The sequence below is a fragment of the Hymenobacter miniatus genome (assembly GCF_016427455.1).
Classification (GTDB): Bacteria; Bacteroidota; Bacteroidia; order Cytophagales; family Hymenobacteraceae; genus Hymenobacter; species Hymenobacter armeniacus.
On sequence record NZ_JAELXR010000001.1, the window covers coordinates 69,397 to 95,707 of the forward strand.

Annotated in this window: 22 protein-coding genes and 1 pseudogene; 9 read left to right on the forward strand and 14 right to left on the reverse strand. The window is 63.6% G+C overall.

Annotation, left to right across the window (positions count from 1 at the left end; translation table 11 throughout):
* Window positions 1-6: 6 nt before the first annotated feature.
* The gene (locus JAO73_RS00315) at window positions 7-1,413 is read left to right on the forward strand and encodes a sensor histidine kinase (RefSeq protein WP_198975209.1); all 1,407 of its coding nucleotides are present in this window, start codon (window positions 7-9) and stop codon (window positions 1,411-1,413) included.
* A 155-nt stretch (window positions 1,414-1,568) separates the two neighbouring features.
* On the forward strand, window positions 1,569-3,227 hold the full coding sequence (locus JAO73_RS00320) for an NAD(P)/FAD-dependent oxidoreductase (RefSeq protein ID WP_198975210.1): 1,659 nt from the start codon (window positions 1,569-1,571) through the stop codon (window positions 3,225-3,227).
* A 174-nt stretch (window positions 3,228-3,401) separates the two neighbouring features.
* On the opposite strand, the gene rfbA is transcribed toward JAO73_RS00320, so the two are convergent.
* From rfbA to JAO73_RS00365, 9 genes are all read right to left on the reverse strand, one after another.
* Entirely contained in the window at window positions 3,402-4,280 is an 879-nt protein-coding gene (gene rfbA / locus JAO73_RS00325) for a glucose-1-phosphate thymidylyltransferase RfbA (RefSeq protein WP_198975211.1), read from the reverse strand.
* An 86-nt stretch (window positions 4,281-4,366) separates the two neighbouring features.
* The gene (locus tag JAO73_RS00330; RefSeq protein WP_190926110.1) at window positions 4,367-5,374 is read right to left on the reverse strand and encodes an SDR family oxidoreductase; all 1,008 of its coding nucleotides are present in this window, start codon (window positions 5,372-5,374) and stop codon (window positions 4,367-4,369) included.
* Between the two features lie 101 nt (window positions 5,375-5,475).
* On the reverse strand, window positions 5,476-6,531 hold the full coding sequence (rfbB, locus tag JAO73_RS00335; protein WP_198975212.1) for a dTDP-glucose 4,6-dehydratase: 1,056 nt from the start codon (window positions 6,529-6,531) through the stop codon (window positions 5,476-5,478).
* A 117-nt stretch (window positions 6,532-6,648) separates the two neighbouring features.
* Entirely contained in the window at window positions 6,649-7,668 is a 1,020-nt protein-coding gene (gene galE, locus JAO73_RS00340) for a UDP-glucose 4-epimerase GalE (protein WP_198975213.1), read from the reverse strand.
* Between the two features lie 81 nt (window positions 7,669-7,749).
* Window positions 7,750-9,045 (reverse strand): nucleotide sugar dehydrogenase, encoded by a 1,296-nt coding sequence (locus tag JAO73_RS00345; protein ID WP_190926116.1) that lies wholly within the window; start codon window positions 9,043-9,045, stop codon window positions 7,750-7,752.
* Window positions 9,046-9,049: 4 nt separating this feature from the next.
* A complete protein-coding gene (locus tag JAO73_RS00350) occupies window positions 9,050-9,676 on the reverse strand; it encodes an acyltransferase (RefSeq protein WP_198975214.1) in 627 nt (208 codons plus the stop codon).
* Between the two features lie 135 nt (window positions 9,677-9,811).
* A complete protein-coding gene (locus tag JAO73_RS00355) occupies window positions 9,812-11,254 on the reverse strand; it encodes an aldehyde dehydrogenase (protein WP_198975215.1) in 1,443 nt (480 codons plus the stop codon).
* A gap of 55 nt (window positions 11,255-11,309) precedes the next feature.
* Window positions 11,310-12,260: a glycosyltransferase family 2 protein gene (locus tag JAO73_RS00360; protein WP_198975216.1), complete on the reverse strand. Its 951-nt coding sequence runs from the start codon at window positions 12,258-12,260 to the stop codon at window positions 11,310-11,312.
* Window positions 12,261-12,288: 28 nt separating this feature from the next.
* Window positions 12,289-13,047 (reverse strand): class I SAM-dependent methyltransferase, encoded by a 759-nt coding sequence (locus JAO73_RS00365; protein WP_198975217.1) that lies wholly within the window; start codon window positions 13,045-13,047, stop codon window positions 12,289-12,291.
* Window positions 13,048-13,370: 323 nt separating this feature from the next.
* Between JAO73_RS00365 and JAO73_RS23460 the strand changes: the two genes are divergently transcribed.
* Window positions 13,371-13,901, forward strand: a complete 531-nt coding sequence (locus JAO73_RS23460; protein WP_198975218.1) for a carbohydrate binding domain-containing protein — start codon at window positions 13,371-13,373, stop codon at window positions 13,899-13,901.
* A gap of 1,101 nt (window positions 13,902-15,002) precedes the next feature.
* Here the strand turns inward: JAO73_RS23460 and JAO73_RS23525 are convergent.
* Together JAO73_RS23525 and JAO73_RS00375 are read right to left on the reverse strand one after the other, a co-directional pair.
* A pseudogene (locus tag JAO73_RS23525) lies at window positions 15,003-16,274 on the reverse strand (DUF6311 domain-containing protein); the annotation flags it as partial.
* A 33-nt stretch (window positions 16,275-16,307) separates the two neighbouring features.
* A complete protein-coding gene (locus JAO73_RS00375) occupies window positions 16,308-17,258 on the reverse strand; it encodes a glycosyltransferase family 2 protein (RefSeq protein ID WP_198975219.1) in 951 nt (316 codons plus the stop codon).
* A 157-nt stretch (window positions 17,259-17,415) separates the two neighbouring features.
* Between JAO73_RS00375 and JAO73_RS00380 the strand changes: the two genes are divergently transcribed.
* The 3 genes from JAO73_RS00380 to JAO73_RS00390 all read left to right on the forward strand — a co-directional run bounded on the left by JAO73_RS00380 (window position 17,416) and on the right by JAO73_RS00390 (window position 20,477).
* Window positions 17,416-17,937, forward strand: a complete 522-nt coding sequence (locus JAO73_RS00380; protein ID WP_198975220.1) for a carbohydrate binding domain-containing protein — start codon at window positions 17,416-17,418, stop codon at window positions 17,935-17,937.
* A gap of 60 nt (window positions 17,938-17,997) precedes the next feature.
* Window positions 17,998-18,546, forward strand: a complete 549-nt coding sequence (locus tag JAO73_RS00385) for a hypothetical protein (protein WP_198975221.1) — start codon at window positions 17,998-18,000, stop codon at window positions 18,544-18,546.
* A 77-nt stretch (window positions 18,547-18,623) separates the two neighbouring features.
* Window positions 18,624-20,477 carry a hypothetical protein gene (locus JAO73_RS00390; RefSeq protein WP_198975222.1) on the forward strand — a complete coding sequence of 618 codons (1,854 nt, stop codon included), beginning with the start codon at window positions 18,624-18,626 and terminating at the stop codon, window positions 20,475-20,477.
* Window positions 20,478-20,523: 46 nt separating this feature from the next.
* On the opposite strand, the gene JAO73_RS00395 is transcribed toward JAO73_RS00390, so the two are convergent.
* The 3 genes from JAO73_RS00395 to JAO73_RS00405 form a co-directional block, all read right to left on the reverse strand.
* Window positions 20,524-21,249 (reverse strand): glycosyltransferase family 2 protein, encoded by a 726-nt coding sequence (locus JAO73_RS00395; protein ID WP_198975223.1) that lies wholly within the window; start codon window positions 21,247-21,249, stop codon window positions 20,524-20,526.
* A gap of 131 nt (window positions 21,250-21,380) precedes the next feature.
* Window positions 21,381-22,172, reverse strand: coding sequence for an SDR family oxidoreductase (locus JAO73_RS00400; RefSeq protein ID WP_198975224.1), 792 nt, complete (start codon window positions 22,170-22,172; stop codon window positions 21,381-21,383).
* 35 nt (window positions 22,173-22,207) lie between these two features.
* On the reverse strand, window positions 22,208-23,965 hold the full coding sequence (locus JAO73_RS00405) for a DUF6311 domain-containing protein (RefSeq protein WP_198975225.1): 1,758 nt from the start codon (window positions 23,963-23,965) through the stop codon (window positions 22,208-22,210).
* A gap of 167 nt (window positions 23,966-24,132) precedes the next feature.
* Between JAO73_RS00405 and JAO73_RS00410 the strand changes: the two genes are divergently transcribed.
* The 3 genes from JAO73_RS00410 (at window position 24,133) to JAO73_RS00420 (ending at window position 26,309) form a co-directional block, all read left to right on the forward strand.
* Entirely contained in the window at window positions 24,133-24,663 is a 531-nt protein-coding gene (locus JAO73_RS00410) for a 3-hydroxyanthranilate 3,4-dioxygenase (RefSeq protein WP_198975226.1), read from the forward strand.
* 8 nt (window positions 24,664-24,671) lie between these two features.
* Window positions 24,672-25,694: an amidohydrolase family protein gene (locus JAO73_RS00415; RefSeq protein WP_198975227.1), complete on the forward strand. Its 1,023-nt coding sequence runs from the start codon at window positions 24,672-24,674 to the stop codon at window positions 25,692-25,694.
* Between the two features lie 63 nt (window positions 25,695-25,757).
* Window positions 25,758-26,309, forward strand: coding sequence for a hypothetical protein (locus JAO73_RS00420; protein ID WP_198975228.1), 552 nt, complete (start codon window positions 25,758-25,760; stop codon window positions 26,307-26,309).
* Window positions 26,310-26,311: the final 2 nt, after the last annotated feature.

Consider the following 26,311-nt stretch of genomic DNA (forward strand, 5'->3'; position numbering starts at 1 on the left):
TCCCTTATGGTTGAAACCTCCCTCATCACCGCCGCCGACCTGGCCACCGTCACGGCCTTCGCCGGCCTGCCCGACGCCACGCTGGAGTGGCTGCTGGCCCACGGCGCAAGCCGCACCGCTGCCCACAATGAAGTACTCTTCGAGCCCGGCTCCCCGGCCGAGCTGATGACGGCCATCATTCGCGGCGGCATTCAGTTCTACGCCGTGAAAGGCGCCCAGCGCGAGCCCATTTTTCGCATCGAGGCCGGACAGGTAACGGGCGTGCTGCCCTACTCCCGGCTGCGCGTCATCAACGGCCAGGGCACGGCCGTGGGCGACACGCTGCTGTACACGCTGCACCGCGACCATTTCCCGGCCCTGGAGCAAGTTAGCCCCGAGCTCACCCAGCGCCTGGTGGCGGTGATGAACGACCGCAGCCGCGACCAGGTGCGCAACCAGGAGCGCGACGACAAGCTGCGCGCCCTGGGCAAGCTCTCGGCCGGCCTGGCCCACGAGCTCAACAACCCCGCCGCCGCCATTGCCCGCGCCGCCCAGGCCCTGGCCCAGCGCGCCGCCGCCAAGCCCGCGCTGTTTGTGGAATTGGTGGGCCACTGCCCGTCGCCGGAGGCCATGCGCGCGCTCACGGGGCTGGCCGTGCCGGCTGCGTCGGCCGCGCCGCTGTCGGCCCTGGCCCGGGCCAATGCCGAGGACGAGCTGGCCGACTGGCTCGACAGCCAGGGCGTGGCCGATGGCTACGGCCTGGCTTCAACGTTCATCGAAGCCGGCCTAGCCCCCGAGGCGCTGGCCACCACGGCTGCCCTGCTGCCCCCGGCGGCGCGCCCGGCGGCCTTTGCCTGGCTCGAAGGCCAGCTCACCACCATGCAGCTGGTGCGCGACGTGCAGGAGGCCGGCGGCCGCATCAGCAAGCTGGTGGCCGACGTGAAAACCTACTCGCACATGGACCGCGACGGCGGCTTTGAATCCCTCGACGTGACGGCCGGCCTGGAGAGCACGCTCAACATGCTGGGCTTCCAGCTGCGCCAAAAAAACGTATCCGTGGTGCGGGAGTATGCCCCCGGCTTGCCCCCGATACGGGGCCGGGTGAGCAGCCTGAACCAAGTGTGGACCAACCTGCTCGACAACGCCATTGATGCCCTGCCGGCGCAGGGTGGCGAGCTCACGCTGCGCACCATGCGGGAGGGCGACTTTGTGCGCGTGTTCCTGCGCGACAACGGCTCGGGCATTTCCGCCGACGTGCTGCCGCATATCTTCGAGCCCTTCTTCACCACCAAGCAGGCCGGCGACGGGTCGGGCCTGGGGCTTGACATTGCGCAGCAGATTATCCGGCAGCACGACGGCCGACTGGAAGTAAATTCAGAGCCCGGCCGCACCGAATTTTGCGTTTGGCTACCGGTGGCGGGGGCGCAGGCGTAGCATGGCTGCACAGTCGGAGCGCCTCCCCCCCGGCCCCTCTCCCAAAGGAGAGAGGAGCCTGACGCCCACGCAAGACCGGTGCCCCCGCTCCTTTGGGAGAGAGAGTCAGGGGTGAGGCGCCCCGTCAGAACATTATAAAAACACCACCCCCAACCATGGCCACCCCCAAACCCATTATTCTCGCTGTTGACGACGACCTGCAGGTGCTGGGCGCCATCGCCCGCGACCTGCGCCAGGAATTCAGCAAAGACTACCGCATCCTGCGCGTCAACTCCGGCCCCGAGGCGCTGGCCACCATTCAGGAACTGCACGAAAAAGAAGAACCCCTGGCCCTGATAGTGGCCGACCAGCGCATGCCCGAGCTCGAAGGCGTGGAGCTGCTCACGGCCTCGCGCGAGTATTTCCCCGACGCTAAGCGCGTGCTGCTCACGGCTTACGCCGACACCGAAGCCGCTGTGCGTGCCATCAACTCGGCCCGGCTCGACCACTACCTGATGAAACCCTGGGACCCGCCCGAAAACCTGCTCTACCCTACCCTGCACGACCTACTGGCGGCCTGGCAGGCCGCACACAAGCCGCGCTTCGACGGCGTGCGGCTGATTGGGTTCCAATGGTCGCCGCTCTCGCACGAACTCAAGGACTTCCTCAGCGGCTACATGGTGGGCTACCAGTGGCTCGACTACGAAACGAGCCCCGAGGCCCAAGCCTTGGTGAAAGCCCGCGGCTTCGACGCCACCGACCTGCCCCTCATCATCTGCGCCGACGGCAAGGCAGTGGCCAACCCCAGCAAAACCGACCTCGCCAACTACCTCGGCATTGCCAACCAGCCGCTGCAGGAGATGTACGACGTGGTGGTGGTGGGGGCAGGCCCCAGCGGCCTGGCCGCCGCCGTATACGGCGCCAGCGAAGGCCTCAAAACGCTCATCATCGAGCGGCAAACGCCCGGCGGGCAGGCCGGCACCAGCTCGCGCATCGAAAACTACCTGGGCTTTCCCACGGGCCTGAGCGGGGCCGAGCTGGCCTTTCGCTCCTGGACCCAGGCCGTGCGCCTCGGCGCCGAGTTTCTGGCCCCGCAGGAGGTCACCAAGCTCTGCATTCAGGACGGCTACAAGGTGCTGACCCTGAGCGACGGCCGCGAGGTGAGCACCAAGGCCGTGGTGCTGAGCACGGGCGTGAGCTACCGCACCCTCGACGTGCCGGGCATGGACCGCCTCAGCGGCGCGGGCGTGTACTACGGCGCGGCCCGCACCGAGGCCCGCAGCTGCGACCAGCAGGACGTGTACATCGTGGGCGGCGGCAACTCGGCCGGGCAGGCGGCGATGTACCTGGCCACCTACGCCCGCAAGGTCTACATCGTCATTCGCGGGGCCAGCCTGGCCGCCAGCATGTCGGCCTACCTCATCGAGCAGATTCGCAACACGCCCAACATCGAGCTGCTGCCCTTTTCCCAAATCCGGGAAGTGTGCGGCCAAGACCACCTAGAGGCCGTGATGCTGGACCAGAACGGCACGGTCGAAAAGCGCCCTGCCCGGGCCCTCTTCGTGTTCATCGGCGCCAAGCCCAGCACCGAATGGGTGTGCGACCAGGTGCTGTGCGACGGCAAAGGCTTCGTGCTCACCGGCCGCGACCTGGTGGCCGACCCGCGCTACGCCCAAACGTGGAAAAAGACGCGCGAACCTTACCTGCTCGAAACCTGCGTGCCCGGCATCTTCTCGGCCGGCGACAGCCGCGCCGGCGCCATGGCCCGCGTGGCCTCGGCCGTGGGCGAGGGCAGCATGGCCATCAAGTTCGTGCATCAGTACTTGGACGAGTAGGCGCCTGTCGTTGCGAGCGCAGCGATGCCATCCGTCCAGTTGAAGCCAGAAACCTTGAAATGTAAAAAGCCCCGGCTCTGGGTAGAGCCGGGGCTTTTTTAGTGAGTTTATCACACTTCAGGGCCGGTTGCACAGACCGGAAGGACTGCTTCGCTGCGCTCGCAACGGAGGCGATTATTCTCGCACCACCAGCTGCTCGGGCAGGTTCATGAGGTAGTCGCCGTAGCCGCTTTTGCGTAGCGGCGCGGCGAGAGCCCGCAGTTGGTCGGCATTGATAAACCCTTGGCGGTAAGCAATTTCTTCGATGGCTCCCACCTTCAGGCCCTGGCGCTGCTCAATCACGCGCACAAACTCGCCGGCCTGCATGAGGCTTTCGAAAGTACCCGTATCGAGCCAGGCCGTGCCCCGGCCCAGAATGCCCACTTTGAGGGTGCCGCGCCGCAGGTACTCGCGGTTTACGTCCGTGATTTCGTACTCGCCGCGGGCGCTGGGCTGCAGGTTTCGGGCAATTTCGATGACGTCGTTGTCGTAGAAATACAGGCCCGGCACGGCGTAGTTGCTCTTGGGTTTAGCCGGTTTTTCCTCGATGCTGAGGGCCTTTTTGTTCTCGTCGAACTCCACCACGCCGTAGCGCTCGGGGTCGAGCACGTGGTAGGCGAAGACCACGCCGCCGGTGGGGTTGCTGTTGGCTTTGAGCAGGGTTTCCAGGCCGGCGCCGTAAAAAATGTTATCGCCGAGCACCAGCGCCACCTTGTCGTTGCCGATAAAATCGGCCCCAATCACAAACGCTTGGGCCAAGCCATTGGGCACCTCCTGCACCGCGTACTGAAAGTCGCAGCCCAGGTTTGTGCCGTCGCCCAGCAGTTTCTGGAACTGCGCTTGGTCATGCGGGGTGGTGATAATCAGCACCTCCCGAATGCCGGCCATCAGCAAAATCGACAGCGGATAATAAATCATCGGCTTGTCGTACACGGGCATAAGCTGCTTCGAGACGGCCAGCGTGAGCGGGTGCAAGCGGGTGCCGGAGCCGCCGGCGAGGATAATGCCTTTCATGGGGTTGTGATTGTAGCCTGGACTCTGCGAGTCCGGGCGCTAAGGACGCGGACTACTGCCCGGACTCGCAGAGTCCAGGCTACAATTTAATTCCTTTCCTGAATGAAGTTCTGGTTGGCCTTGAACCACTCCAGCGTCTGGCGCAGGCCTTCGCGGATGCGCACCTGCGGGTTGTAGCCCAGCAGTCGGTTGGCTTTGGAAATGTCAGCCAGCGAATCGCGAATGTCGCCGGGGCGGTCAGGGCCAAACTTGGGCGCCAGGTCGGAGCCCGCTTCCTCGCGCAGGATGTCGTACATCTGCACCAGCGAGGTGCGGTCGCCCACGGCGATGTTGTACACCTGGCCCAAGGCTTCGGGGTTCTGCACCAAAGCGGCGCGGATGTTGGCTTCCACGCAGTTTTCCACGAAAGTGAAGTCGCGGGTCTGGCCGCCGTCGCCGTTCAGCGTGGGCGGCTCGTTGCGCAGAATGGCGTCGATGAACAGCGGAATCACCGCCGCATAAGCTCCGCCCGGGTCCTGGCGCGGGCCGAAGATGTTGAAGTAGCGCAGGCCGATGATTTCCATGCCGTAGGTGCGGGCAAACACGTCGGCGTACAGCTCGTTGGCGTACTTGGTGACGGCGTAGGGCGAGAGCGGCTTACCGATGCGGTCCTCCACTTTGGGCAGGCCGGGGTGGTCGCCGTAGGTCGAGCTCGAAGCGGCGTACACGAAGCGCTTCACGCCGGCGTCTTTGGCGGCGGTCAGCATCTGCACGAAGCCGCCCACGTTCACGTCGTTGGTCAGCACGGGGTCTTTGATGGAGCGCGGCACCGAGCCCAGCGCGGCCTCGTGCAGCACCACGTCGACGCCCTGGCAGGCGTTGGCGCACACGGCCGCGTCGCGAATGTCGCCGTCCAGAATTTCGAGGCGGGCATCGCCGGCAAACAGCGCCAGGTTTTTGCGGAAACCGTTGGAGTAGTTGTCCAGGGTCCGGACTTTTTTCACGCCGTACTTCAGCAGGTACTCCACAATGTTGGAGCCGATGAAGCCGGCGCCACCGGTCACGAGAAACGTCAGGTTGTCGAGCGGCCGCTCGTGGAAGGGATTTTCGTACATAAGGTCAGTTAACAGTTATCAGTAAGCAGTTAACAGTTCATCAAAGGCTGCTGAACGACACTGTTCACCGCTCACTGATAACCGTTAACTGAAGCCTAGCGCTAGCGCCCGGCGTACTGCTTTTGGTTGTAGTCCTGGTAGGCGCCGCTGGTCACGCGGTTTAGCCATTCCTCGTTTTCGAGGTACCAGTCCACGGTTTGGGCCAGGCCCTGCTCGAAGGTGACGGAGGGTTTCCAGCCCAGCTCGTTCATGATTTTCGAGGAATCGATGGCGTAGCGCATGTCGTGGCCGGCGCGGTCGGTCACAAACTTGATGAGCTTACGGGAAGTGCCCACCTCCTGACCAGTTTTCCGGTCCACCACGTCGCAGAGCAGCTCGATGAGCTTGAGGTTCTGCCATTCGTTCACGCCGCCGATGTTGTAGGTATCGCCGTTTTTGCCCTTGTGAAACACCGCGTCAATGGCCGTGGCGTGGTCTTTCACAAACAGCCAGTCGCGCACGTTCTCGCCCTTGCCGTACACCGGCACCGGCTGGCCGGTGCGCAGGCGGTGGATGGCCAGCGGAATGAGCTTCTCGGGGAAGTGGTTGGGGCCGTAGTTGTTCGAGCAGTTGCTGAGCTTGATGGGCAAGCCGTAGGTGTGGTGCCAAGCGCGCACGAAATGGTCGGAGCTGGCCTTGGAGGCCGAGTAGGGCGAGCGAGGGTCGTAGGCCGTTTCTTCGGTAAACATTTCGGGGCCGAAATCCAGCGAGCCGTACACTTCGTCGGTGCTCACGTGGTAGAACACGTGGCCCTCGTAGCCTTTGGGCTGCCACAGGTGGCGCGCCGCGTTCAGCAGGTTCACGGTGCCGATGACGTTGGTTTTCACAAACGCCATGGGGTCGGTGATGCTGCGGTCGACGTGCGACTCGGCCGCGAGGTGAATCACCGCGTCGGGCTCTTCGGTGGCAAACAGCTGGTCGATGAAGCTCTGGTCGGCAATGTCGCCTTTGATGAACCGGTAGTTCGGCGCCTGCTCGATGTCGCGCAGGTTCTCCAGGTTGCCGGCGTACGTCAGCGCGTCAAGGTTGAGAATCTGATAGTCGGGGTACTTCGTAACAAACAGACGCACCACGTGCGACCCAATAAAGCCAGCTCCGCCGGTGATGAGGATTTTCATGATGGAATATTTGTCATCCTGAGCGCAACGAAGGACCTATTCATGTCCCGTGCTGCAGTGAATGATAGACCTGACGCAAGCAGCCCCAATAAGAGGCTTCCTGCGTCAGCATGACCGTTACTTGCCCAGCGTCTGCTGCCATTTCCAGGCACTGGCCAGGGCCTCGGCCAGCGAACCTTCGGTTTTGAAGCCGAGCACACTTTCGGCTTTGGTGGCATCGGCATAAATGGCGGGCACGTCGCCGGCGCGGCGCGGGCCCAGTTCCACGTTCAGTTTCTGGCCGCTCACTTCTTCAAAGGTGCGCACCACTTCGAGCACGGTGTTGCCGCGGCCGGTGCCCACGTTGAAGGTTTCCACTTTGTCGGCGGCTTTTTTCTCGAGCAAGCGGTGCACGGCCACCACGTGGGCCTTGGCCAGGTCGACCACGTAGATGTAGTCGCGCACACAAGAGCCGTCGGGCGTGTCGTAGTCGGTGCCGTACACGGTCAGCTTCTCGCGGATGCCGGCCGCCGTTTGCGTGATGAAAGGCACCAGGTTCTGGGGCACGCCCAGGGGCAGTTCGCCGATTTTGGCCGACGGATGCGCCCCAATGGGATTGAAGTAGCGCAGCAAAATAGTGCGCGGGCCGCCGGCGGCGGCCACGTCGGTGAGGATGTCCTCGGCCATCTGCTTGGTGGCGCCGTAGGGCGAGGTGGCTTTTTTGGTGGGCGTGGCCTCGGTCACGGGCAGCTTGTCGGGCACGCCGTACACGGTGCACGACGAGGAGAACACGATGCTTTCCACCCCGAACTCCGGCATCACCGCCAGCAGGACCAGCAGCGAGTCGAGGTTGTTGCGGTAATACGCCAGCGGCTTCTGCACCGACTCGTTCACCGCCTTAAAGGCGGCAAAGTGAATCACGCCGGCAATGCCGGGCTCGGCTTGGAACACGCCGCGCAGCGCCTCTTCGTTGGCGCAATCGATGGTATACAGCGGCACGCGCGTGTCCAGGATGGCCTCGATGCCCGCCACCGCCGACTCCTGCGAATTGCTGAAGTCATCGACGATAATGGGCTGGTAGCCGGCCTGATGCAGCTCCACCACCGCGTGCGAACCGATGTAGCCCGCGCCACCCGTAACTAGAATTTTGGTACGCATAGTTTTCAATGAGTGAATGGGCAACTGAGCGAAAAAGCAGGAAAATGTATTACCTCACCCATTCACGCATTCGCCCATGGGTTACAGGCTCCAGTACTGCAGGTCCTTCATCTTGCCCCGGTACAGGCCTTTGATGTCGACCAGCACGGCATTTTCGGAGGTGATGGACTGGAAATATGCCTCGTCTTTGGCGGCGTAGGGCTGGTGGCCCACGGCCACAATCACGGCGTCGTAGTCTTTGCGCACGTCATCGGCGGGCGTGAGGCGGAAGCCGTATTCGTGGTGCAACTCATTTGAGTCGGCGTGCGGGTCCACGATGTCGACGTTTACCGAGAAGTTTTTCAGTTCCTGAATCACGTCGGCCACCTTCGAGTTGCGAATATCCTCCACGTTTTCCTTGAAGGTGGCGCCCATCACCAGCACGCGGCTTTTGGCCACGTCCTTGCCCTTCTTAATCATCATCTGCACCGTTTTGCGGGCGATGTAGGCGCCCATGTTGTCGTTGGTGGTGCGGCCGGAGAGGATGACTTTGGCGTCGTAGCCCAGCTCTTTGGCCTTGTAGGTGAGGTAATACGGGTCCACGCCGATGCAGTGGCCGCCCACCAGGCCGGGGCTGAATTTGAGGAAGTTCCACTTCGTGCCGGCGGCTTCCAGCACCTCGTAGGTGTTGATGCTCATGCGGTCGAAAATCATCGACAGCTCGTTCATCAAGGCGATATTGACGTCGCGCTGGGTGTTTTCGATGATTTTGGCGGCCTCGGCCACCCGAATGCTGCTGGCGCGGTGCACGCCGGCATCTACCACCAGCTCGTACACCTTGGCAATGGTGTCGAGGGCTTCCTGGTCGTTGCCGCTCACTACCTTCACGATGCGGCGCAGGGTGTGCTCCTTGTCGCCGGGGTTGATGCGCTCGGGCGAGTAGCCCACCTTGAAATCGTTCGGGAACTTCAGGCCCGACAGGCGCTCAATCACCGGAATGCAGTCTTCTTCGGTGCAGCCGGGGTACACGGTGCTCTCAAACACCACATAATCACCCTTTTTCAGCACCTTGCCCACCGACGACGACGCGCCGAGCAAGGGCTTGAGGTCGGGCATGGCGTGCTCGTCGATGGGCGTGGGCACGGCCACGATGTAGAACTGCGCCTGGCGCAGCACTTCCAGCGAGTCGGTGAAGGTGATGTCGCAGCCATCAAACGCCTCTTTTTCCAGCTCGCCGCTGGGGTCGATGCCCTGCTTCATCTGGGCCACGCGGCCGGCGTTGATGTCGAAGCCGATGACCTTCAGCTGCTTCGCGAATTCGAGGGCAATGGGCAAGCCCACGTAGCCGAGGCCGATGACGGCCAGGGTGGCCTCTTTGCGCAATAATTGGTCGTACACGTGGTTAGTTTTTCGGGGTTCGTTTTTCGTTTTTAGGAAGCGGGCGCACCGATTGTTCGTCGGTACTTAGCTCGTACTGCTCGCCGCTTTCGGGGCAAATAGCCCGGCGGTTGGCGTCGAAGGCAAGGCGATGGCCATAGGCGCTCATCCAGCCCTGCGGCCGGGCAGGCGCGCCGTATACGAGGGCATAGGCCGGAACGTCGTGCGTGACCACGCTGCCCGCGCCCACAAAGGCGTAGCGGCCGAGTCTTACGCCGCACACGATGGTGGCGTTGGCGCCCACCGTCACGCCCTGCTCCAGGTAGGTGCTCTGGTACTGGCCGGCGCCCTTGCGGGGCACGGCGCTGCGCGGGTTTTTCACGTTGGTAAACACCACCGAAGGGCCCAGGAACACGTCGTCTTCGCACACCACGCCGCCGTACAGGCTCACGTTGTTTTGCACCTTCACGTTGCGGCCCAGCACCACGCCGTCGGCCACAAAGACGTTCTGGCCCAGGTTGCACTGCTCGCCGATGTCGGCACCGGCGCTGATGTGACAAAAGTGCCACACGCGGCTGCCCCGGCCTATCTGGCAGCCTTCGTCGAGGACGGCCGTGGGATGGGCATAGTAATCGGAGGCGGGGTGGGGCATGCGGGCAAGCGGGTGGTTCGGCCGGCAAAGGTAAGACGGCGACGGGGGTTAGGGTCCTTCTTTGGGGGAATTCCCGTAAACCATTAGCATCATGCCGCCAACCCGGACCGATGAACGGTGGCCCGCTCCTGCGGCCTATAGCTTCACGCACACGTTCTGGGCTTCCGTGAAAAACCGCAGCGCTTCCAGGCCGCCCTCGCGGCCCACGCCGGAGTTTTTCATGCCGCCAAAGGGCGTGCGCAGGTCGCGGTGCAGCCAGGTGTTCACCCACACAATGCCGCTGTGCAGCTGGTGCGCCACGCGGTGGGCGCGCTGCAAGTCGCGGGTCCAGAGGGTAGCGGATAGGCCGTAATCGGTGCTGTTGGCCATCATCAGGGCCTCCTCGTCGGTATCGAAGGGCGTGAGGGTGACGACGGGGCCAAAGATTTCCTCCTGGTTGGTGCGGCAGTCGAAGGGCAGGTTTTCGAATACTGTGGGCTCTAGGAAGTAGCCGGTTGAGCAGCGGCCGGGCACGGTGGCGCGGTGGCCGCCTGCCAGCAAGGTGCCGCCCTCCTCGTGGGCCAGCTTGATATAGGTCAGCACTTTATGTAAGTGCGCTTCGCTCACCAGCGCGCCCTGCCTGGTGTCGGCTTCGAGCGGGTCGCCGATTTTTTGGTCCTTGAGCTGCTTCAAAAATTCCGCTTTGAAAGCCTCGTAGATGGGTCGCTCCACGAAAATGCGGGAACCGCAGAGGCAAATCTGGCCCTGGTTGGCGAAGCTGCTGCGGATGCTGGTGGCCACGGCCGCGGCCAGGTCGCAGTCGGCGAAAATGATGTTCGGGTTCTTGCCGCCCAGCTCCAGACTGAGCTTTTTGAACATGGGCGCGGCCGTGCGGGCCAAGTGCCGCCCGGTGGCCGTGCCGCCCGTGAAGCTGATTGCCTTGATGCCCGGATGTTCCACAATGGCTTGCCCGCAATTCGGCCCGTTGCCGTGCACAATGTTGAGCACGCCCGCCGGCAAGCCGGCTTCTATGCACAACTCGCTCAACAAAAAGGCCGTGGCCGGGGTGATTTCCGAAGGCTTGGCCACCACGCAGCAGCCCACGGCCAGGGCCGGCGCAATTTTCCAGGTGAAGAGGTAGAGCGGCAGGTTCCAGGGCGAGATGCAGCCCACCACGCCCACCGGATGGCGCACGGTGTAATTCACGGCCACGCCTTCCTGCACGTGGGCCTCGGTGGCAAAGTGCTGCGCGGAGGTGCCAAAGAAGTGGAAATTGGAGGCGGCGCGCGGAATGTCCATCACCCGAGCCAGGCTGAGAGGCTTGCCGTTGTCCTGGCTTTCGGCGCGGGCCAGGCGCTCCAGGTTGGCGTCGATGAGGTCGGCGATGTTGACCAGCAGGCGGCCCCGGTCCTCGGCCGGCAGCGCACGCCAAGCGGGCAGGGCGGCCTCGGCGGCCGCCACGGCGGCGGCCACGTCTTCGGGCCCAGAGTCGGGAATCTGGCCGTAAACCTGACCGGTGGCAGGCTCGATATTGTCGAGGTAGCGGCCGGCCTGGGGCGGTACCAGTTGGCCGTTGATGTAGTTGAGCAGGTTGAGCATACGGGCGGGACTAGGCCGGCAAAGCTAACAAACCTGCCCGCCGCAACGCCGCTGGTTACTTCGCCGGCGCCGAAGCCGGCGGCAGGTTGGTATCCGAAATCAAATACAGTGGGCGCTGCCGCACGTTGGCCAACAAGCGGGTCATGTACTCGCCAATGATGCCCACCGAAATGAGTTGCACTCCACCTAAGAACAGGATGCTCACCATCAGCGAAGGCCAACCCGGCTGGTAGTCATGGCTGAAAAAACGCGCGTACAGCGTATACAGTCCCACCAAGAAAGCCACGCCCGAAACCAAAAACCCGGTGATGGTGACCGCTTTCAGCGGCACATCGGAGAAGGCTGTGATGCCGTCCAGGGCCAGGCGTATCATCTTGCGATAGGTGTAGCTAGTTACGCCCCCGGCGCGCTCAGCACGGTCGTATTCGATGTAGGTTTGGCGGTAGCCAATCCAGGAAATTTGACCGCGAATGAACTTGTTCTGCTCCGGCATCAGACGTAGACCTTCCACCACCTTGCGCGAGATGATGCGAAAATCGCCCGTATCGACCGGAATGGAAATGTGCGTGATGCGGGCCAGAATGCGATAAAACAGGCGGGCCGTGAGTTTCTTGCCCACGCTGTCGCCCTGCCGCGAGCGGCGCTTGGCGTACACCACTTCGTAGCCTTCCAGCATTTTCTGCCGCAGTTGCGGAATGAGTTCGGGGGGGTCCTGCAGGTCGGCGTCGATAATGACAACAGCTTCGCCCGCAGCCCGGTCCAGGCCTGCCGTCACGGCAATTTGGTGGCCGAAGTTGCGGCTCAGGTCGATGTAGCGCACCCGCGGGTCGCGGACGGCCAAGTTCATGAGCAGCGTCAGGGACCGGTCGCGCGAGCCATCGTTAATGAAAATCAGCTCGAAACCGCCGGGCAGCACCATAGGCTCCAGCACGCTTAGCAAGCGCCGGTACAGCTCGTCAATATTGGGTTCCTCGTTGTAGATGGGAATGATGACGGACAGTTCCACGCAGGCAGGGAATTGGCGAAAAGAGGGGCTAAGCAGGTTTTTGGGCCAGCGCAAACACGCTCACGCCCAAAGGCAAATTACAGAACCGTAAAAGACGGTTTTCGGCTTTCACCCACCAGAACAGCATACGGTTAACCGGGGCAGAAAAATGACGCAGGTAGCCGGTCGAGCCTGCTTTTACGGCGGGCGACACCTGGCCCGCAACCAGCCGGTGCCCCAGCCGCAACGCCGCAGTGGGAAAATACAGTGCCGTGTTCCAAAACGAACTGCGCCGGGTGCGCAGGCCGGCGCGCTGCAGAGCACCTACCAAATCCTGGCGCGAGTAGCGGCGGTAGTGATGGTTCACCACGTCGTGCTCGCTCCAAAGATGAGCGTAGGCAGGTACAAATACTAGTAGCTGCCCGCCGGGCTTTAGCACACGGGTCCACTCGTGCAGGGCGCGGGCTTCGTCTTCGATGTGTTCGAGCACGTCGGAAGCCACCACCACGTCGAAGCGAGCATCGGCAAACTCCAATGCGGCGCCGTCCATCAGCGAGGCGTTGGCCACGCCGCGGGCGCGAGCCAGTTCAATGGCGGGTTCGCTCACGTCAATACCCGTCACGTCGGCGTAGCCGGCGGCGCGCAGGCGTTGCATGAGGGGGCCGCCCGAGCAGCCAATTTCCAGAATGGCGGCCGTGCGCGGCAGCCGCAAGGCAGCCAGCAGGTCATACACCGCGTCGCGGCGGCTGGCAAACCACCAGTGGGCTTCTTCTAGTTGGTGATACTTGGCTTCGTATGTGAGGTCCATGCTACACAAAAGTACGGGTTGAACAGTCGCGATGGCAGAGACCAAGGCGGCGGGGCGGGAAGAGGTGCCCGACCCGACCCGCGTGATGCCGGAGCAGCAATCGGCCTTGTCGCGCAGGGCCCTGTGGCCCCAATCGGCAGGACGCCGGCGCGGCTATTCCGTACGAGCGCCGTCGGACCCGGGCCCGCCGCCAGCGCTGGTTTACGGCCGTGACAAACTTGGGGTCGCGGCCATTTTTCCTGTGTTGTTCGGGCTGGCGCGGTTTCCAGAACGGCTGTCCTCCACTTACCTTTGCCGACTCATGTACGCTCATACTTAATTAAATGCGCCTTTTTACTTACGCAGCTCTTGCACTACTAGCGGCTGCCAGCAGTTGTTCTTCAAAAAACGATAGCAAACCCGATAACCTGTTAACGAGTAATGACTTCGAGTCCCTCGAAGGCTGGGGCGTGGAAAGCCCCTCGCTGACCCGGGAGAAAGCGCACTCGGGCCAGTATTCTATCAAGGTTCAGAAAGGCATCGACTTCAGCCTCACCTACAAAAACCTATTGGGCAAGCTGTCGCCCACCAAAATCAACCGGATAAAAGTGAAGGCCTACGTGCTTATGACCAAGCCCGCGGGACCCTCGCTTACGGTGCAGCTCATGAAAACTGCCGACGACGGTGCCGAATTCAACCAAGGCATTAACCTGGCTGAGGTGGTGAAGAAGCCCAATGAATGGGTGGAAGTAGAAAAAACTTTCACCTTGCCCCCTAACGTGGCGCCCAGCAACCAGTTGCGCATTTACATGTGGGGCAACGTAGGTGACAGCGTGGTGTACCTCGACGACCTGGAAGTAACCATCGCGGAGTAAGCGCCCAGCGCCCAGTGGGAAGCCATTGAACACCAACTGGCCGCGCTGGTCCAGCCAATACACGTTGGTGCTGCGCGGCCGAATCAGCAGGTCGTCCACCACCAGGTCGGTGCCGCCCGATTCGACGGTGATGCGGTTGGCCGGGTTTTTCAGGTGGATGATGGTGGAGTAGCGCACCCAGTCGCCGCTGATTTCGGTGGAGCGTTTGAGCTGGTCGTCCACCATTTCGGTTTCTTTGCCCTCGGCGTCGCGCTGGCGGTAGAGCAGGCCGGGCAGCCAGTCGCTGGTTTTGGCGTAGGCCCAGATGCTGAGCTCGTACGTGGCCGTGTCGGTGGGCAAGGCGCCGGGCAGCGGGCCGTCGAACAGCAGCAGGCTGCCCTTGCGCAGGTGCCCGGCGCCGGGCCGCGTAAAGCTCACGCCGGTGGGTGCTTGGTCCGCCCCAAACGTGTTCCAGACAATGCCCGCCCCCGGGGCCGAGCGCCAGAGCTCGCCTTCGCGCAGCAGCGTGGCTTGACGCGTCGCAAAATCGGCCCGTAGCTGCGCCGGGCGGGTAGTTTCGAAAGCGCTCAGGGGCAGTTCGTAGAGAATCACCTGGCCGGTGGCCATCAGGCGGCGGGCGCCGCGGCGAAGCAAGGCATTCTCAGCCGGCCGCAGCGAATCTTGGCGCGAGGCCACCACCAGCAGCGGCTTGCGCGAGGGCAGCGCGGCCGGCAGGTGCTTGGCGGTAAGGTCGGACGAAAACATTTCCAGCAGGCGCAAGGTGGTTTCGCTGCGCGAGCGGGCCATCATGGCGGCCGCCAGCGGCAGGTGCAGGTTCAGCGAGGCCCGAAAGCCCTCGAACGCGCTGATGTTGCTGGGGCTCACGTCAAATTTCTCGGAGCCCACGGAATAGTAGGGCAAGGGCAGGATGGCTTGGTAACTTTCGGGGTTGACGCCGGCCTGGGCCAGCAGCTCGTAGTAGTTTTCCTGCGGGGCAATGAACGAACTGGCCACGCTGTTGCGGGCCAGGGGCCGGGTCACGGCCTCGAGGTAGAACTTGATTTCGATGCCCCACACAAACGCCAGCAGCACCAGCAGCGCCTGGCCAACCCGCGCGGCACCGCGCTGCCGCAGCATGCGGTACAGCTGCCAGAACTGCACCGCCGCCAGCACCGCCGCCACGTAATAGAAAATCCAGGCGAAGCGCCCCAGCGCCCGAAACTGCTTGAGCGGGGCCATGTAATCGAGCAAGCCCTCAAACGTCGGAAACACAAAGGGCCAGCCCATGGCAAACAGCAGAATGAGCACCGCCGCCCACACCGTGGGCCGGAGGGTATCGGGCAGCACCGGCCGCAGCAGCCGTCCCGGCTGGCGCCGCACCAGGTTGGCCACTCCGCGCGCAGCCCACAGAACCAGCCCGAGCACCACGGTTAGTCCCACGTAGGCATAGCCTTCGAAGATGGGGTCTTCGGTTCGGAAAATCAGTTGAAACACGGCCGCAAAGGGCTCGACGATGGGGCCGAAAACGCTGGCCACGTTGGCGTGGTAGGTCAGGAAGCCGTAGGGGCTCACGGGCCGGTCGGTGGCGTGGTCGAGCACCAGCAGCCAGCCCCGAAACAACACCAGCGGCAGCACACCGGCCGCCAGCAGCCACATCGGCCGGGCCCACCACCGGGGCTGCCGGCCCGCGCTTTGGGCGAGCTGCACCAAGGCCGTCACAACCGGCAGCAGCAAGGCGTGCAGCAGGTAATACGGGTGAATGAGACCCATCAGGAAGCTAGTGGCGACGTACACCACCAGCCATAGCCCCCGGGTCGCCCGCGTCAGGCCCGCCTCGGTCAGGCGGATTTGCAGGTACCACAGCAGCGGGATGACGAACGGCAGCGCCAGGGTGAGGTGGCCCTCCAGGCGGTAAAACTGCGGCGAGAGCAGCGCAATGAGTAAGGCCGCCGCCGCCGCAAACCAGCGGCCCACGCCGCTGCGCCGCAACACCCCAAACAACAGCGGCGACGCCGGCAACGACGACAGCAAAATGGTGCAGTTCAGCGCTGCCACCGCGCCACCCAGGCTCAGGCCAAACACGCTTTTCCAGGCCTTGAGCACCCAGGCCAGCAGTACAAACCCGTCGGTGTAGAGAAACAGGTCGCCGTGCGGGTAGTTCATGCCCGTGAACTGCACGCCGTGGTCGAACTGCAGGTAGTAGAGGAAGGCGTAGTAGGTTTTGATGCCGTCGCCCGCGGGCGTGAGCAGGAACTCGGACGGGTGCTTCAGGATGGGGCCCACCCGGGCCAGCAGCACTAACAGATGCGCCAGCACCAGTACAATTAGTACCCAGGCATCGGTGCGGCGGGCGGCGGGCTGTTCGGAGCGGGAGCGGAGGAAAGGGAAATTCATCGAAAACGAAGCGCAGGCGCGCGCGGGAAATGCTTAGCGTTGAACCGGGGTAGCGGGGCGCGACAGGCCGTCGTCGCTTTCGCGCACCAGGTAGGGCGGACGCTGCTTCGACTGCACAAACAGCCGCCCCAGGTACTCGCCGATGATGCCGAGCACCAGCAGTTGAATGCCGCCGATGAAGAGCACGCTCACCAGCACCGAGCTCCAGCCCGCCACGGCCCGCGACGTGAAAAACGTGATGTAGAGCGCATACAGGGCGTACAGGAACGCCAGCCCCGACACCACCGCCCCGGCCAGAGTAGCAAAATGCAGCGGCCGCACGCTAAACGACGTGATGCCGCTCAGGGCCAGCTGCACCATTTTGCGCACCGTGTACTTGGTGGTGCCGCGGAAGCGGGGCTCGGGCGTGTACTCGACGCGCTTTTGCCGGAAGCCCACCCAGTGGATGAAGCCGCGCAGGAACAGCTCCACGTCGGGGCTGGCGCGCACCACCTCGGCCACGCGTCGGTCGATGAGGCGGTAGTCAGCAGTGCCGGGCTCAAAATTGACGCTCGACAGCTTGTTCATCAGCCCGTAGAAGGCCGATGACGTGCGGCGCTTGAACCAGGGCAGCTTCTCGTCGTCGCGGCGCTGCGTGTACACGATGTCGTAGCCCTCCAGCCAGTGGCCCAGCAGTACCGGGATGAGCCGGGGCGGGTGCTGCAGGTCGGCGTCGAGCGAAATCACGCAGTCGCCGGTGGCGTAGTCGATGCCCGCGCGCAAGGCGCTCTGGTGGCCGAAGTTGCGGGCCAGCAGCACGTAGTGAATGTCGGGGTCTTGGGCGCGCAGCTCGCGCAGCACCTGCTGGGTGCCGTCGCGCGAGCCGTCGTCCACGAAAATCAGCTCTCGCTCGTAGCGGCCGCTCAAGTGCTCCTTGATGCGGGCCGCCACTTCCGGCAGGTTTTCTTCCTCGTTGTAGGCTGGAATGACGACCGAGATTTTCAAGCGGGGCGAACGTTGGCCACAGGCCAGAAAAGGTGGAAATAATTGAAGGCAGCCCCGCGCGCGGCAGAGGCCAGCCAAAACTACGCCACAGCGCGGCTTTTCCGGATTAGCCGACGGGCTCTTACCTTTACCCCATCACCCGTTTTGCCCTTTGCTGATGCGCTTTTCTATCTGCCTGGCCCTTGGCCTGCTGGCCGCCGCCAGCGGATGCGCTTCTCCCTCGACGCCCGAAAATCAGTTGCTGGGCAATGATTTTGAATCCCTGGACGGCTGGGGCACGGAGAGCCCGTCGCTGACCCGGGAGAAAGCGCATTCGGGCCAGTATTCCATCAAAATCCAGAAAGGCATCGAATACAGCCTGACCTATAAAAACCTGCTGGCCAAGCTGTCGCCAGAGAAAATCACCAAAATTCGCGTCAGCGGCTACGTGTACATCACCAAGCCCACCGACGCCAAGCTGGCCGTGCAGCTGATGAAAACTGCCGCTGACGGCACCGAATTTAACGAAGGCATCAACTTGGGCGAAGCCGTTAAAAAAGTGGGCGAGTGGACGAAGGTGGAGAAGGAGTTTACCCTGCCGGCCGACGCCGCGCCGTCCAATCAACTGCGGGTGTACATGTGGGGCGCTGGCAACGACGACACCGTGTACCTCGACGATTTGCAGGTCACGAAAGCCTAGCGCCTTCCCGGCCCTGCTCGTGGCCCACTTCTTTTTCCCACCGCTTACCCTTCTTGTTTTATGCGTTTTTCGGCTGCTTTGGTTTCCGCGGCATTGCTTTCGGCCTGCCACTCCAACAACGAACCGAACGGTCGTAACCCGGCCGACGCCGCGGTGCTGGCCACGGCCGATTTTGAACAAAGCATCGGCTGGGGCGACGCCGACCCGGCTTCGCTGACCACCGAGAAGGCCCACAGCGGCCAATGGAGCGTGCGCGTAAAGCCCGAAGCTGCGTTTGGCTACACCTACGCCCGCCAGCTGAAAGACCTGAGCCCCACGCCCCTCACCCGCCTCCTGCTGGAAGGCCAGGTGCTGCGCGCGGCCCCCGGCAGCACGGCCAAGCTGGTGGTGCAGGTAGACGCCAGCCCCACCGACGAAACCAAGGTGTTTTACGCCGCGCTGCCGCTGGAGCAGAGCGTGCCCAAGATTGGCGAATGGACGGCCGTGAGCCTGCCCATTACCCTGCCCACCAGCGCCACGGGCACCAACCGAATCAAGATTTACCTCTGGAACGACCAGGGCACGGCGCCCACCTACCTCGACGACCTGACGCTGCGCAAAGCAAATTAGGCGGCGGCACCCAGGCGCGGGCTACTGAATGAAACGGCACCGTAGTTTTGCCGCCCAACCCGTGCGCCCCGCCTTTTATGAAATTCCGCATTGCCCATCCCTATTCGCTGCTGGCCATTCTGCTGCTGTTTGTGCTGATGGTGCAGGCCCGGCTGTGGGCGCCGTACTGGGACACGCACAACGTGCAGGCCATCCTGACCTGGGATGCCATGGGGTATTACATCTACCTGCCGGCGCACTTCATTTACCACGACCTGGGGCACATGGCCTTTGCGCAGGACATCATGCGCGAGTACCAGCCCAGCAGTTCGTTCTACCAGGCGTTTCAGGTACCGGGCGGCCCGGAGGGCATGCTCGTGACCAAATACACCTGCGGCCTAGCCGTTCTGTGGACGCCGTTTTTCTTTCTGGGCCACTGGGCAGCGGGCTGGCTCAATTATCCGCAGGACGGGTTTTCGCCGCCCTACCAGATTGCCATCGCCTTCGGCGGGCTGCTGTTTGCGCTGCTGGGGCTGGGGCTGCTGCGCCGGGTGCTGCTGCGCTACTTTTCCGACGTGGTGACCACCCTGGTGCTGGTGTTGCTGGTGCTGGGTTCCAATTACTTCCAATACGCCGTGTTCGACGCGGCCATGGCGCACAACTACCTCTTTACGGGCTACGCGCTGCTGCTGTGGCTCACCATCAGGTGGCACGAGCGGCCCACGCGGCTGGGGGCTTTTTTTATCGGCCTCACGCTGGGCCTGCTGGTGCTCATCCGGCCATCGGAGGCCGTGGCGGCCGTCATTCCGCTGCTCTGGAACGTGGGCTCCTGGGCAGCCGTGCGCGCTAAGCTGGAGTTGCTGAAAGAGCGGCAGGTTGATGTGCTGCTGCTGGTGCTGGGCGGCGTGCTGGGCGTGCTGCCGCAGGCCCTATACTGGCACTGGGCCACCGGGCACTTCCTGTTTTACAGCTACGGCGACCAGCATTTCAGCTTCCTTAAGCCGCACCTGTGGGAGGTGCTGTTCAGTTTCCGCAAGGGCTGGCTGCTGTATTCGCCGCTGCTGCTGCTGCCGCTGGCGGGGCTGGCGGCGCTGTGGCGCACGCACCGGGCCATTGCCGTGCCGGTGCTGGTTTTCACCGTGCTGAACCTGTGGGTGGTGTCGGCCTGGGACATCTGGTGGTACGGCGGCAGCATTGGGCAGCGCGCCTTGGTGCAGAGCTACGCCGTGCTGGCCCTGCCCTATGCTGCCGCGGTGGCCTGGCTGCTGGTGCCCGAGCGCCGGCCGGCCCTGCGCGTGGCGGCCGTGGTGGCGGCCGTGCTGCTGGTCGATTTGAACCTGTTTCAGCACTGGCAGTACATGCGCTCCATCATTCACCCCGAAGAGATGAACCGGCGCTACTATTTCGCGGTGTTCAACAAAACGATGCCCACGCAGTCGGATTTTGCCCTGCTGGACGTGAAGTCGCGCCTGCCCGAATCGGAGCGGCACTACACGGCGCAGGTGTTGGGCAAGCTTGATTTTGAAAACCAGCCCGTGGACGCCGCCAGCGGCATTTCGGCCGACCAAGGCTACTTCAGCCGCCAGTCGTTTCACGCCGACCCGGCCCACGCCTACGGCCCTGCCCTCACCCTCAAACTCATGGACAAGGGGCTGCAGCCGGGCCAGTACATCCGCGCCTCCTGCCGGGTGTTTTCGGACTACGGCGCCTGGGGCAACAAGCTGGTGATGACCGTGGAGCGCAACGGCAAAAACCTGGTCTGGAACGCCGTGCGCCTGCAAAACAACCTCAGCGTGAACCGTGCCTGGAACCTGGTGCACTTCGACACGCCCCTGCCCGATGATGCCCTGCCCGACGACGTACTCAAAGTATACGTGCTGAGCGACAGCGGCTCGAGCTGCTACATCGACGACGTGCAAGCCGAACTCATGAAGCCCAAGAGCGGCTGGTAATCCGTTGCCAGCGCTTCGTTGCGCCTCCGCGCCGGGACAGCCAGCGCTACAGGCCCAGCAGGCCGTATTTCAGGATGCAGTAGATGGCCCGGAAGCCGTCGCGCCAGCCGATTTTCTTGCCCTCGGCGTAGGTGCGGCCGTAGTAGCTGATGCCCACTTCGTAGATGCGGGCGTCTTGCACGCGGGCCACTTTGGCGGTGACTTCGGGCTCGAAGCCGAAGCGGTTTTCTTCGAGTTTGAGGCTTTGTACGATGTCGCGCCGGAACATCTTGTAGCACGTTTCCATGTCCGTCAGGTTCAGGTCGGTGCACATGTTGGAGAGCAGCGTCAGCCAGTAATTGCCGATGCTGTGCCAGAAAAACAGCACCCGGTGCGGGTTGCCGCCCATAAAGCGCGAGCCGAACACGACGTCGGCAAAGCCCTTCAGCACGGGCTTGATGAGCAGGTTGTACTCTTCGGGGTCGTATTCGAGGTCGGCGTCCTGGATGATGACGTAGTCGCCGGTGGCCTCGCGAATGCCGGTGTGCAGGGCGGCGCCCTTGCCTTTGTTCACGGGGTGTTCGAGCAGGCGCAGGCCCATCTCGGGGTAGCGCGCGGCGTAGGCCCGAATGGTGTCGGCCGAGGCGTCGGTGGAGCAGTCGTTGACGAGGATGATTTCCTTGCCGATGTTATTCACCAGCTGCAGCTCGCGCAGCAAATCCAGAATCCGATGGATGGTGCGCGCCTCGTTGTAAACCGGAATGACGATGGAAAGCGTGTCGAATTTTACCACAAGAAGAAAGCTGGGCCGGGCAAAGGAATGGCAAAGGTAAACGCCGGGTGCCTCGCTCCATGAAGAATGAGGAAGGAAGAATTATCCCAACGACAACTCTTCCTTGCTCATTCTTCATCAAGCCGCCGGCGTTAGAGGCTGCCCGTGCGGCCGCCGTCCACCGGCACGCTGGTGCCGTTGATGTAGGCCGCCGCGGGCGAGGCCAGAAACGCCACGGCCGCCGCCACTTCGTCGGCCTGGCCGAAGCGGCGGGCCGGGATGGTTTTTAGCATGTCGGCTTCGATGGCATCGGCCGACTGGCCGGTTTGGGCCACTTTCTTTTCGATGAGCGAGTGGTGGCGCTGCGTGAGCGTGGCGCCGGGCAGCACGTTGTTGACCGTGATGCCGTGCGGGCCCAACTCGTTGGCCAGGGTTTTGGCCCAGCTGGCCACGGCCCCGCGAATGGTGTTGCTCACGCCCAGGCCCGCCAGCGGAATCTTCACCGAGGTGCTGATGACGTTGATGATGCGCCCGAAACCGGCCGCCCGCATGCCCGGCACCAGGGCCTGCGCCAGCAAGTGGTTGCAGATAACGTGCTGGTTGAAGGCCACCCGCAAGGCCTCCACCGGCGCCTCGAGCAGCGGGCCGCCGGCGGGGCCGCCGGTGTTATTTACCAGAATGTGGAAGCCGGCCGGGTGCTGCGCCAGGTAGTCCTGCACCACCTCGGCCACGTGGCTGGGGTCGTCGAAATCGGCCACGAGGTAGTCGTGCGCTTGGCCGGCGGGCGTGGGTAGCTCGGCGGCTACCTCGCGCAGCCGTTCCTCGTTGCGGGCCAGCAGCGTGATGGCGCAGCCGTTTTCGGCCAGGGCTTGGGCCACGGCGCGACCGATGCCTTGGGTGCTGCCGCCCACCAGGGCGCGGCGGTTTTCGAGAGAAAGGTTCATATAGGTTGTAGGGCTCAGAAAAAACGACAAAAGGTTTAGCGTGCTGGCGGCGTGAGCAGCACGTAGCCGTCCACGAGTTGCTCGCGGTAGCCATAGGGCCGCAGCAGCTGGCGCAGAAACAAGTGGGCCGGCTGCTCGCGAAAGGCCGGGTTGATGACAAAAGCAGCGGGGTCGTACTGGCGCAGAAAGGCCTGCACCTGCGGGGCCGTGGGCGGGGCGGGCGCGATGGTGTCGGGCTTGGTTTGGCGGAAGAGCACGGCGCCCAGCACGGGGTCATTTTGCAGGCCGGCAAATACCTCGACCGGCACCCGCGCCATGAAGCCGATGGGCACTTTCTTTTCGTGCACGGTTTGGTAAAACAGCTGCTCGCGCTGGAACTGACCCACTTCGCGGTAGCCGCTGGCAATGCCCAGCGGTACGGGAATCAAGGTTTTGCCCGGCAGGTTGGCCACTTGGTGGAACACCCGCGGCACGGCGGCGCGCGAGGTGCGCTCGTAGGGCCGGGGCCAGTACTCAAACAGCACCAGCCCCACCAGTAGCAGGCTCAGGGCGGTGCGCGACGTGGCGTGCAAACGCGGCTTCCAGGCCGCCTCCAGCGCGCTGAAGGTGAGAATGGGCAGCAGCAGGCCCACCATCATCACCCAGCGGGTGGGGCAGCGAATGTTGTTGAAAAACGGCACGAAGTGAAGCAGGGCCGTGGGCAGGTGTAAGGTGTCGTGGCCGTAGACGCGGGTGGCGGGCAGGGTCAGCATCACAAAGAACAGCAGCACCCAGGCCAGCGGCCGGCCTTGCTGCTCCTGCGCCACGGCCGACAAGGGCCGGCGGTGGGCCTTGCGCAACACCCACAACCCCAGCGCCAGCAGCGGCAAGGCATAGCCCATAAACAGGGTGTTTTCCAGCGAGCCCGGCATGGTGAACACCTTGGGGTTGTGGTAGAGCCGCGCGGCCCAGTCCCAATACACGAAGCGGCTGGTGGGCGGCGGCATAATGAAGTCGACCAGGTCGCCACCCCACCAGAAGCCGCCGTTGTCTTCTACGCCCCAGCGGCGCAGCAGCCAGATGAGGGCGTGGCTCAGCACCAGCCCGCCGCCCAGCCAGGCCCAGGTGCGCCACTCCCGCCACCGGATGCGGCCCAGCCCAAACCAGTACCACGCCGCGTAGGCCAGCGAAAAATACAGCAGCCCAAACAGCACGTAGTAGTCGCTGAGTAGCGTGACCAGGCCCAGCGCCGCGCACCCGGCCGCCGCCTTCCAGCTCCGCACTTCGGGCAAAAACTGCTTCTCCCGAAACCGAAACGCGTCCAAAAAGGCCAGCACGTAGAACGGCACCGTGGCCGTCAGCACCAAGTTGTAGTGCTCGGGCAGGCGCTGCAGCTTGTAGGGCGAATAGGCAAAAATGAACCCGGCCAGCAAGGCCAGCAGCGGGCTTTGCACCCAGCGCCGGGCCAGCAGGCAGGCCCCGGCGGCCGACAGCGAGTAGCTCAGCAGCAGGCCTATGTTGAGGGCCAGCACGTCGTTGCCCACCAGCAGGCTGATGAGGCCGATGATGGGCGTGTAGGTGTGCAGTATCAGCCAAGAGCCCAGCGGGTAAAACAGCCAGTCGGTGTGAAATACCGGTTGCCCGGTTTGCACCGCCGTGCGGAAGTGCCAGGCATTCCAGGGGTACATGTAGGTGTCGTGCCCGGGCACCACCAGAAATTCCGACGTGAAATGCGCCGCCAGCGGCCAGGTAATCACGGCAAACAGCGCGCCGTAGAAGGCCGTCAGCAAGCTCAGTCGCAGCCAGTAGTTCATAAATGACGCGGTTGGGCACCCCAGAAGATGCCGAAAAAAGCACGGGCCGCTCGGCTCCGGTGGCAAAAGTAGCGCCCGCATGCAGCCGAACGCGCGGCAGGTAGCCGAAAGGGCAAAACGCCGCCCCGGCCGTAGCTTAGCAGTCCCAACCACCCACCTTCTTCGCCATGATAACCCGCCCCTTCAACTTCCAAAAGTGGATAGACGAGCACCGCCATTTGCTGAAGCCCCCGGTGGGCAACCAGCAGGTGTTCAAAGACAACAAGGACTTCATCGTGATGGTGGTGGGCGGCCCCAACGCCCGCAAAGACTACCACGTGGACGCCGGCGAGGAGCTGTTCTGGCAGATTGAGGGCACGATGACCGTCAAAATCATCGAAGACGGTCAGCCCGTCGACATCACCATCGGCCCGGGTGAGATGTTTCTGCTGCCGCCCAACGTGCCGCACTCGCCCCGCCGCCCGGCCGGCACCGTGGGCCTGGTGCTGGAGCGCTACCGCGAAGGCGGCGAGCTCGACGGCTTCCAGTGGTACTGCGAAAACTGCGGGCACAAGCTCTACGAGGAGTTTGCCGAGATTACCGACATCGTGGCCCAGCTGCCGCCCATCATGAACGCCTTCTGGCAGGACGACGCCAAGCGCACCTGCACCAACTGCGGCACCTACATGGAGGCACCCGCCCCGGTGACCCCCGCCTAGTTCCGGCCGTGCTTTCCATCGACATCCACACCCACATTCTGCCCGAGCGCTGGCCCGACCTCAAGGAGCGGTACGGCTACGGCGGCTTCATCCGGTTGGAGCACCACAAGCCCTGCTGCGCCCGCATGATGCAGGACGACAAGTTCTTCCGCGAGGTGCAGGACAACTGCTGGGACCCCGCCGTGCGCCTGCGCGAGTACGACCAGTTTGGCGTGCAGGTGCAGGTGCTGAGCACGGTGCCCGTCATGTTCAGCTACTGGGCGCAGCCCCTCGACTGCCTCGACCTGAGCCAGCTGCTCAACGACCACATTGCCGACGTGGTGCACCGCTACCCCACCCGCTTCGTGGGCCTGGGCACCATCCCGATGCAGGCGCCCAAGCTGGCCATCCGGGAGCTGGAGCGCTGCATGAAAATCGGGTTGGCCGGCGTGCAAATCGGCTCGCACGTGAACGACTGGAACCTCGACGCGCCGGAGCTTTTTGAGGTATTCGCGGCCGCCGAAGAGCTGGGTGCCTGCGTGTTTGTGCATCCCTGGGACATGATGGCCCAAGCCAAAATGCCCAAGTACTGGCTACCCTGGCTGGTGGGCATGCCCGCCGAAAGCACGCTGGCGCTCTGCTCGCTCATCTTCGGCGGGGTGCTGGAGCGGCTGCCGCGCCTGCGCGTGGCGGTGGCCCACGGCGGAGGCTCGTTTGCCAGCACCATTGGGCGCATCGAGCACGGCTGGCAGGTGCGGCCCGACCTCTGCGCCGTCGACAACCCGCACAACCCGCGCAACTACCTGGGCAAGTTCTGGGTCGACTCCCTAGTGCACGACCCGCTGATGCTCGACTACCTGGTGAAAACCCTGGGCGCCGATAAAATCACGCTCGGCACCGATTACCCCTTCCCGCTGGGCGAGCTGGAACCGGGCCAGCTCATCAAGTCCATGCCGTTTTCGGACGACATCAAGGCCCAAATGCTGGGGCAGAACGCGCTGGACTGGCTGGGGCTCGGCGTGCAGCAGTTTGCCGCCGCCCTCCGGCCCTGAGTGGCTTGGGGCTCCGTACTTTTGAGCTCCTTTTATTTCATCATCCCTATACTGTTTGCTGCTTTGCTGAAACGTCTACTAGCCCGCGGCTGGGCCGCGCTGCGGGTAACGCTGGTGGCAGGCCTTGCCCTTGCGCTCGCGGGCTGCGGCCCCAAGCCGGAAGTGCTGCTCGCCACCACCTTCGACGACCTGGAGGAATGGGGCGTCGCCCTGCCGGCCGGTTTCACGCACGAAACCGCGCACTCCGGCAACGCCGCCATCAAAACCGAGCCGGGCATGGAGTTCGCCGCTACGTACGTCACGCCGTTGTCGCGGCTCAGCTTTGTGCCCCGCCGCTTCGATGTGGACATGTGGGTGAACCTGACCAACGGCCGCACCCGCGAAATCGTGTTTGTGGTGCAGGTGCTCCGCGACGGCCGGGGCGATGACGTGTGGGAAAACCTGCCCCTGCAGCAGGTGGTGAAGCGCTACGGCCAGTGGGAGCATGTGCAGCACAGCGTGCACCTGCCCCGCGGCCTCACCCCTGAAGACCGCCTGAAGGTGTACCTCTGGCACCAAGACCTCAACGGCGAACCCACTTATATGGACGACTTACGCATCGTGGCGCACCCATGAGA

What these genes read in the sequence shown, in the direction of transcription:
- JAO73_RS00315 (WP_198975209.1), top strand. Translation starts at nt 7, where the DNA reads ATGGTTGAAACCTCCCTCATCACCGCCGCCGACCTGGCCACCGTCACG.
- JAO73_RS00320 (WP_198975210.1), top strand. Translation starts at nt 1,569, where the DNA reads ATGGCCACCCCCAAACCCATTATTCTCGCTGTTGACGACGACCTGCAG.
- rfbA (WP_198975211.1), bottom strand. Translation starts at nt 4,280, where the DNA reads ATGAAAGGCATTATCCTCGCCGGCGGCTCCGGCACCCGCTTGCACCCG.
- JAO73_RS00330 (WP_190926110.1), bottom strand. Translation starts at nt 5,374, where the DNA reads ATGTACGAAAATCCCTTCCACGAGCGGCCGCTCGACAACCTGACGTTT.
- rfbB (WP_198975212.1), bottom strand. Translation starts at nt 6,531, where the DNA reads ATGAAAATCCTCATCACCGGCGGAGCTGGCTTTATTGGGTCGCACGTG.
- galE (WP_198975213.1), bottom strand. Translation starts at nt 7,668, where the DNA reads ATGCGTACCAAAATTCTAGTTACGGGTGGCGCGGGCTACATCGGTTCG.
- JAO73_RS00350 (WP_198975214.1), bottom strand. Translation starts at nt 9,676, where the DNA reads ATGCCCCACCCCGCCTCCGATTACTATGCCCATCCCACGGCCGTCCTC.
- JAO73_RS00355 (WP_198975215.1), bottom strand. Translation starts at nt 11,254, where the DNA reads ATGCTCAACCTGCTCAACTACATCAACGGCCAACTGGTACCGCCCCAG.
- JAO73_RS00365 (WP_198975217.1), bottom strand. Translation starts at nt 13,047, where the DNA reads ATGGACCTCACATACGAAGCCAAGTATCACCAACTAGAAGAAGCCCAC.
- JAO73_RS23460 (WP_198975218.1), top strand. Translation starts at nt 13,371, where the DNA reads ATGCGCCTTTTTACTTACGCAGCTCTTGCACTACTAGCGGCTGCCAGC.
- JAO73_RS00380 (WP_198975220.1), top strand. Translation starts at nt 17,416, where the DNA reads ATGCGCTTTTCTATCTGCCTGGCCCTTGGCCTGCTGGCCGCCGCCAGC.
- JAO73_RS00385 (WP_198975221.1), top strand. Translation starts at nt 17,998, where the DNA reads ATGCGTTTTTCGGCTGCTTTGGTTTCCGCGGCATTGCTTTCGGCCTGC.
- JAO73_RS00390 (WP_198975222.1), top strand. Translation starts at nt 18,624, where the DNA reads ATGAAATTCCGCATTGCCCATCCCTATTCGCTGCTGGCCATTCTGCTG.
- JAO73_RS00400 (WP_198975224.1), bottom strand. Translation starts at nt 22,172, where the DNA reads ATGAACCTTTCTCTCGAAAACCGCCGCGCCCTGGTGGGCGGCAGCACC.
- JAO73_RS00405 (WP_198975225.1), bottom strand. Translation starts at nt 23,965, where the DNA reads ATGAACTACTGGCTGCGACTGAGCTTGCTGACGGCCTTCTACGGCGCG.
- JAO73_RS00410 (WP_198975226.1), top strand. Translation starts at nt 24,133, where the DNA reads ATGATAACCCGCCCCTTCAACTTCCAAAAGTGGATAGACGAGCACCGC.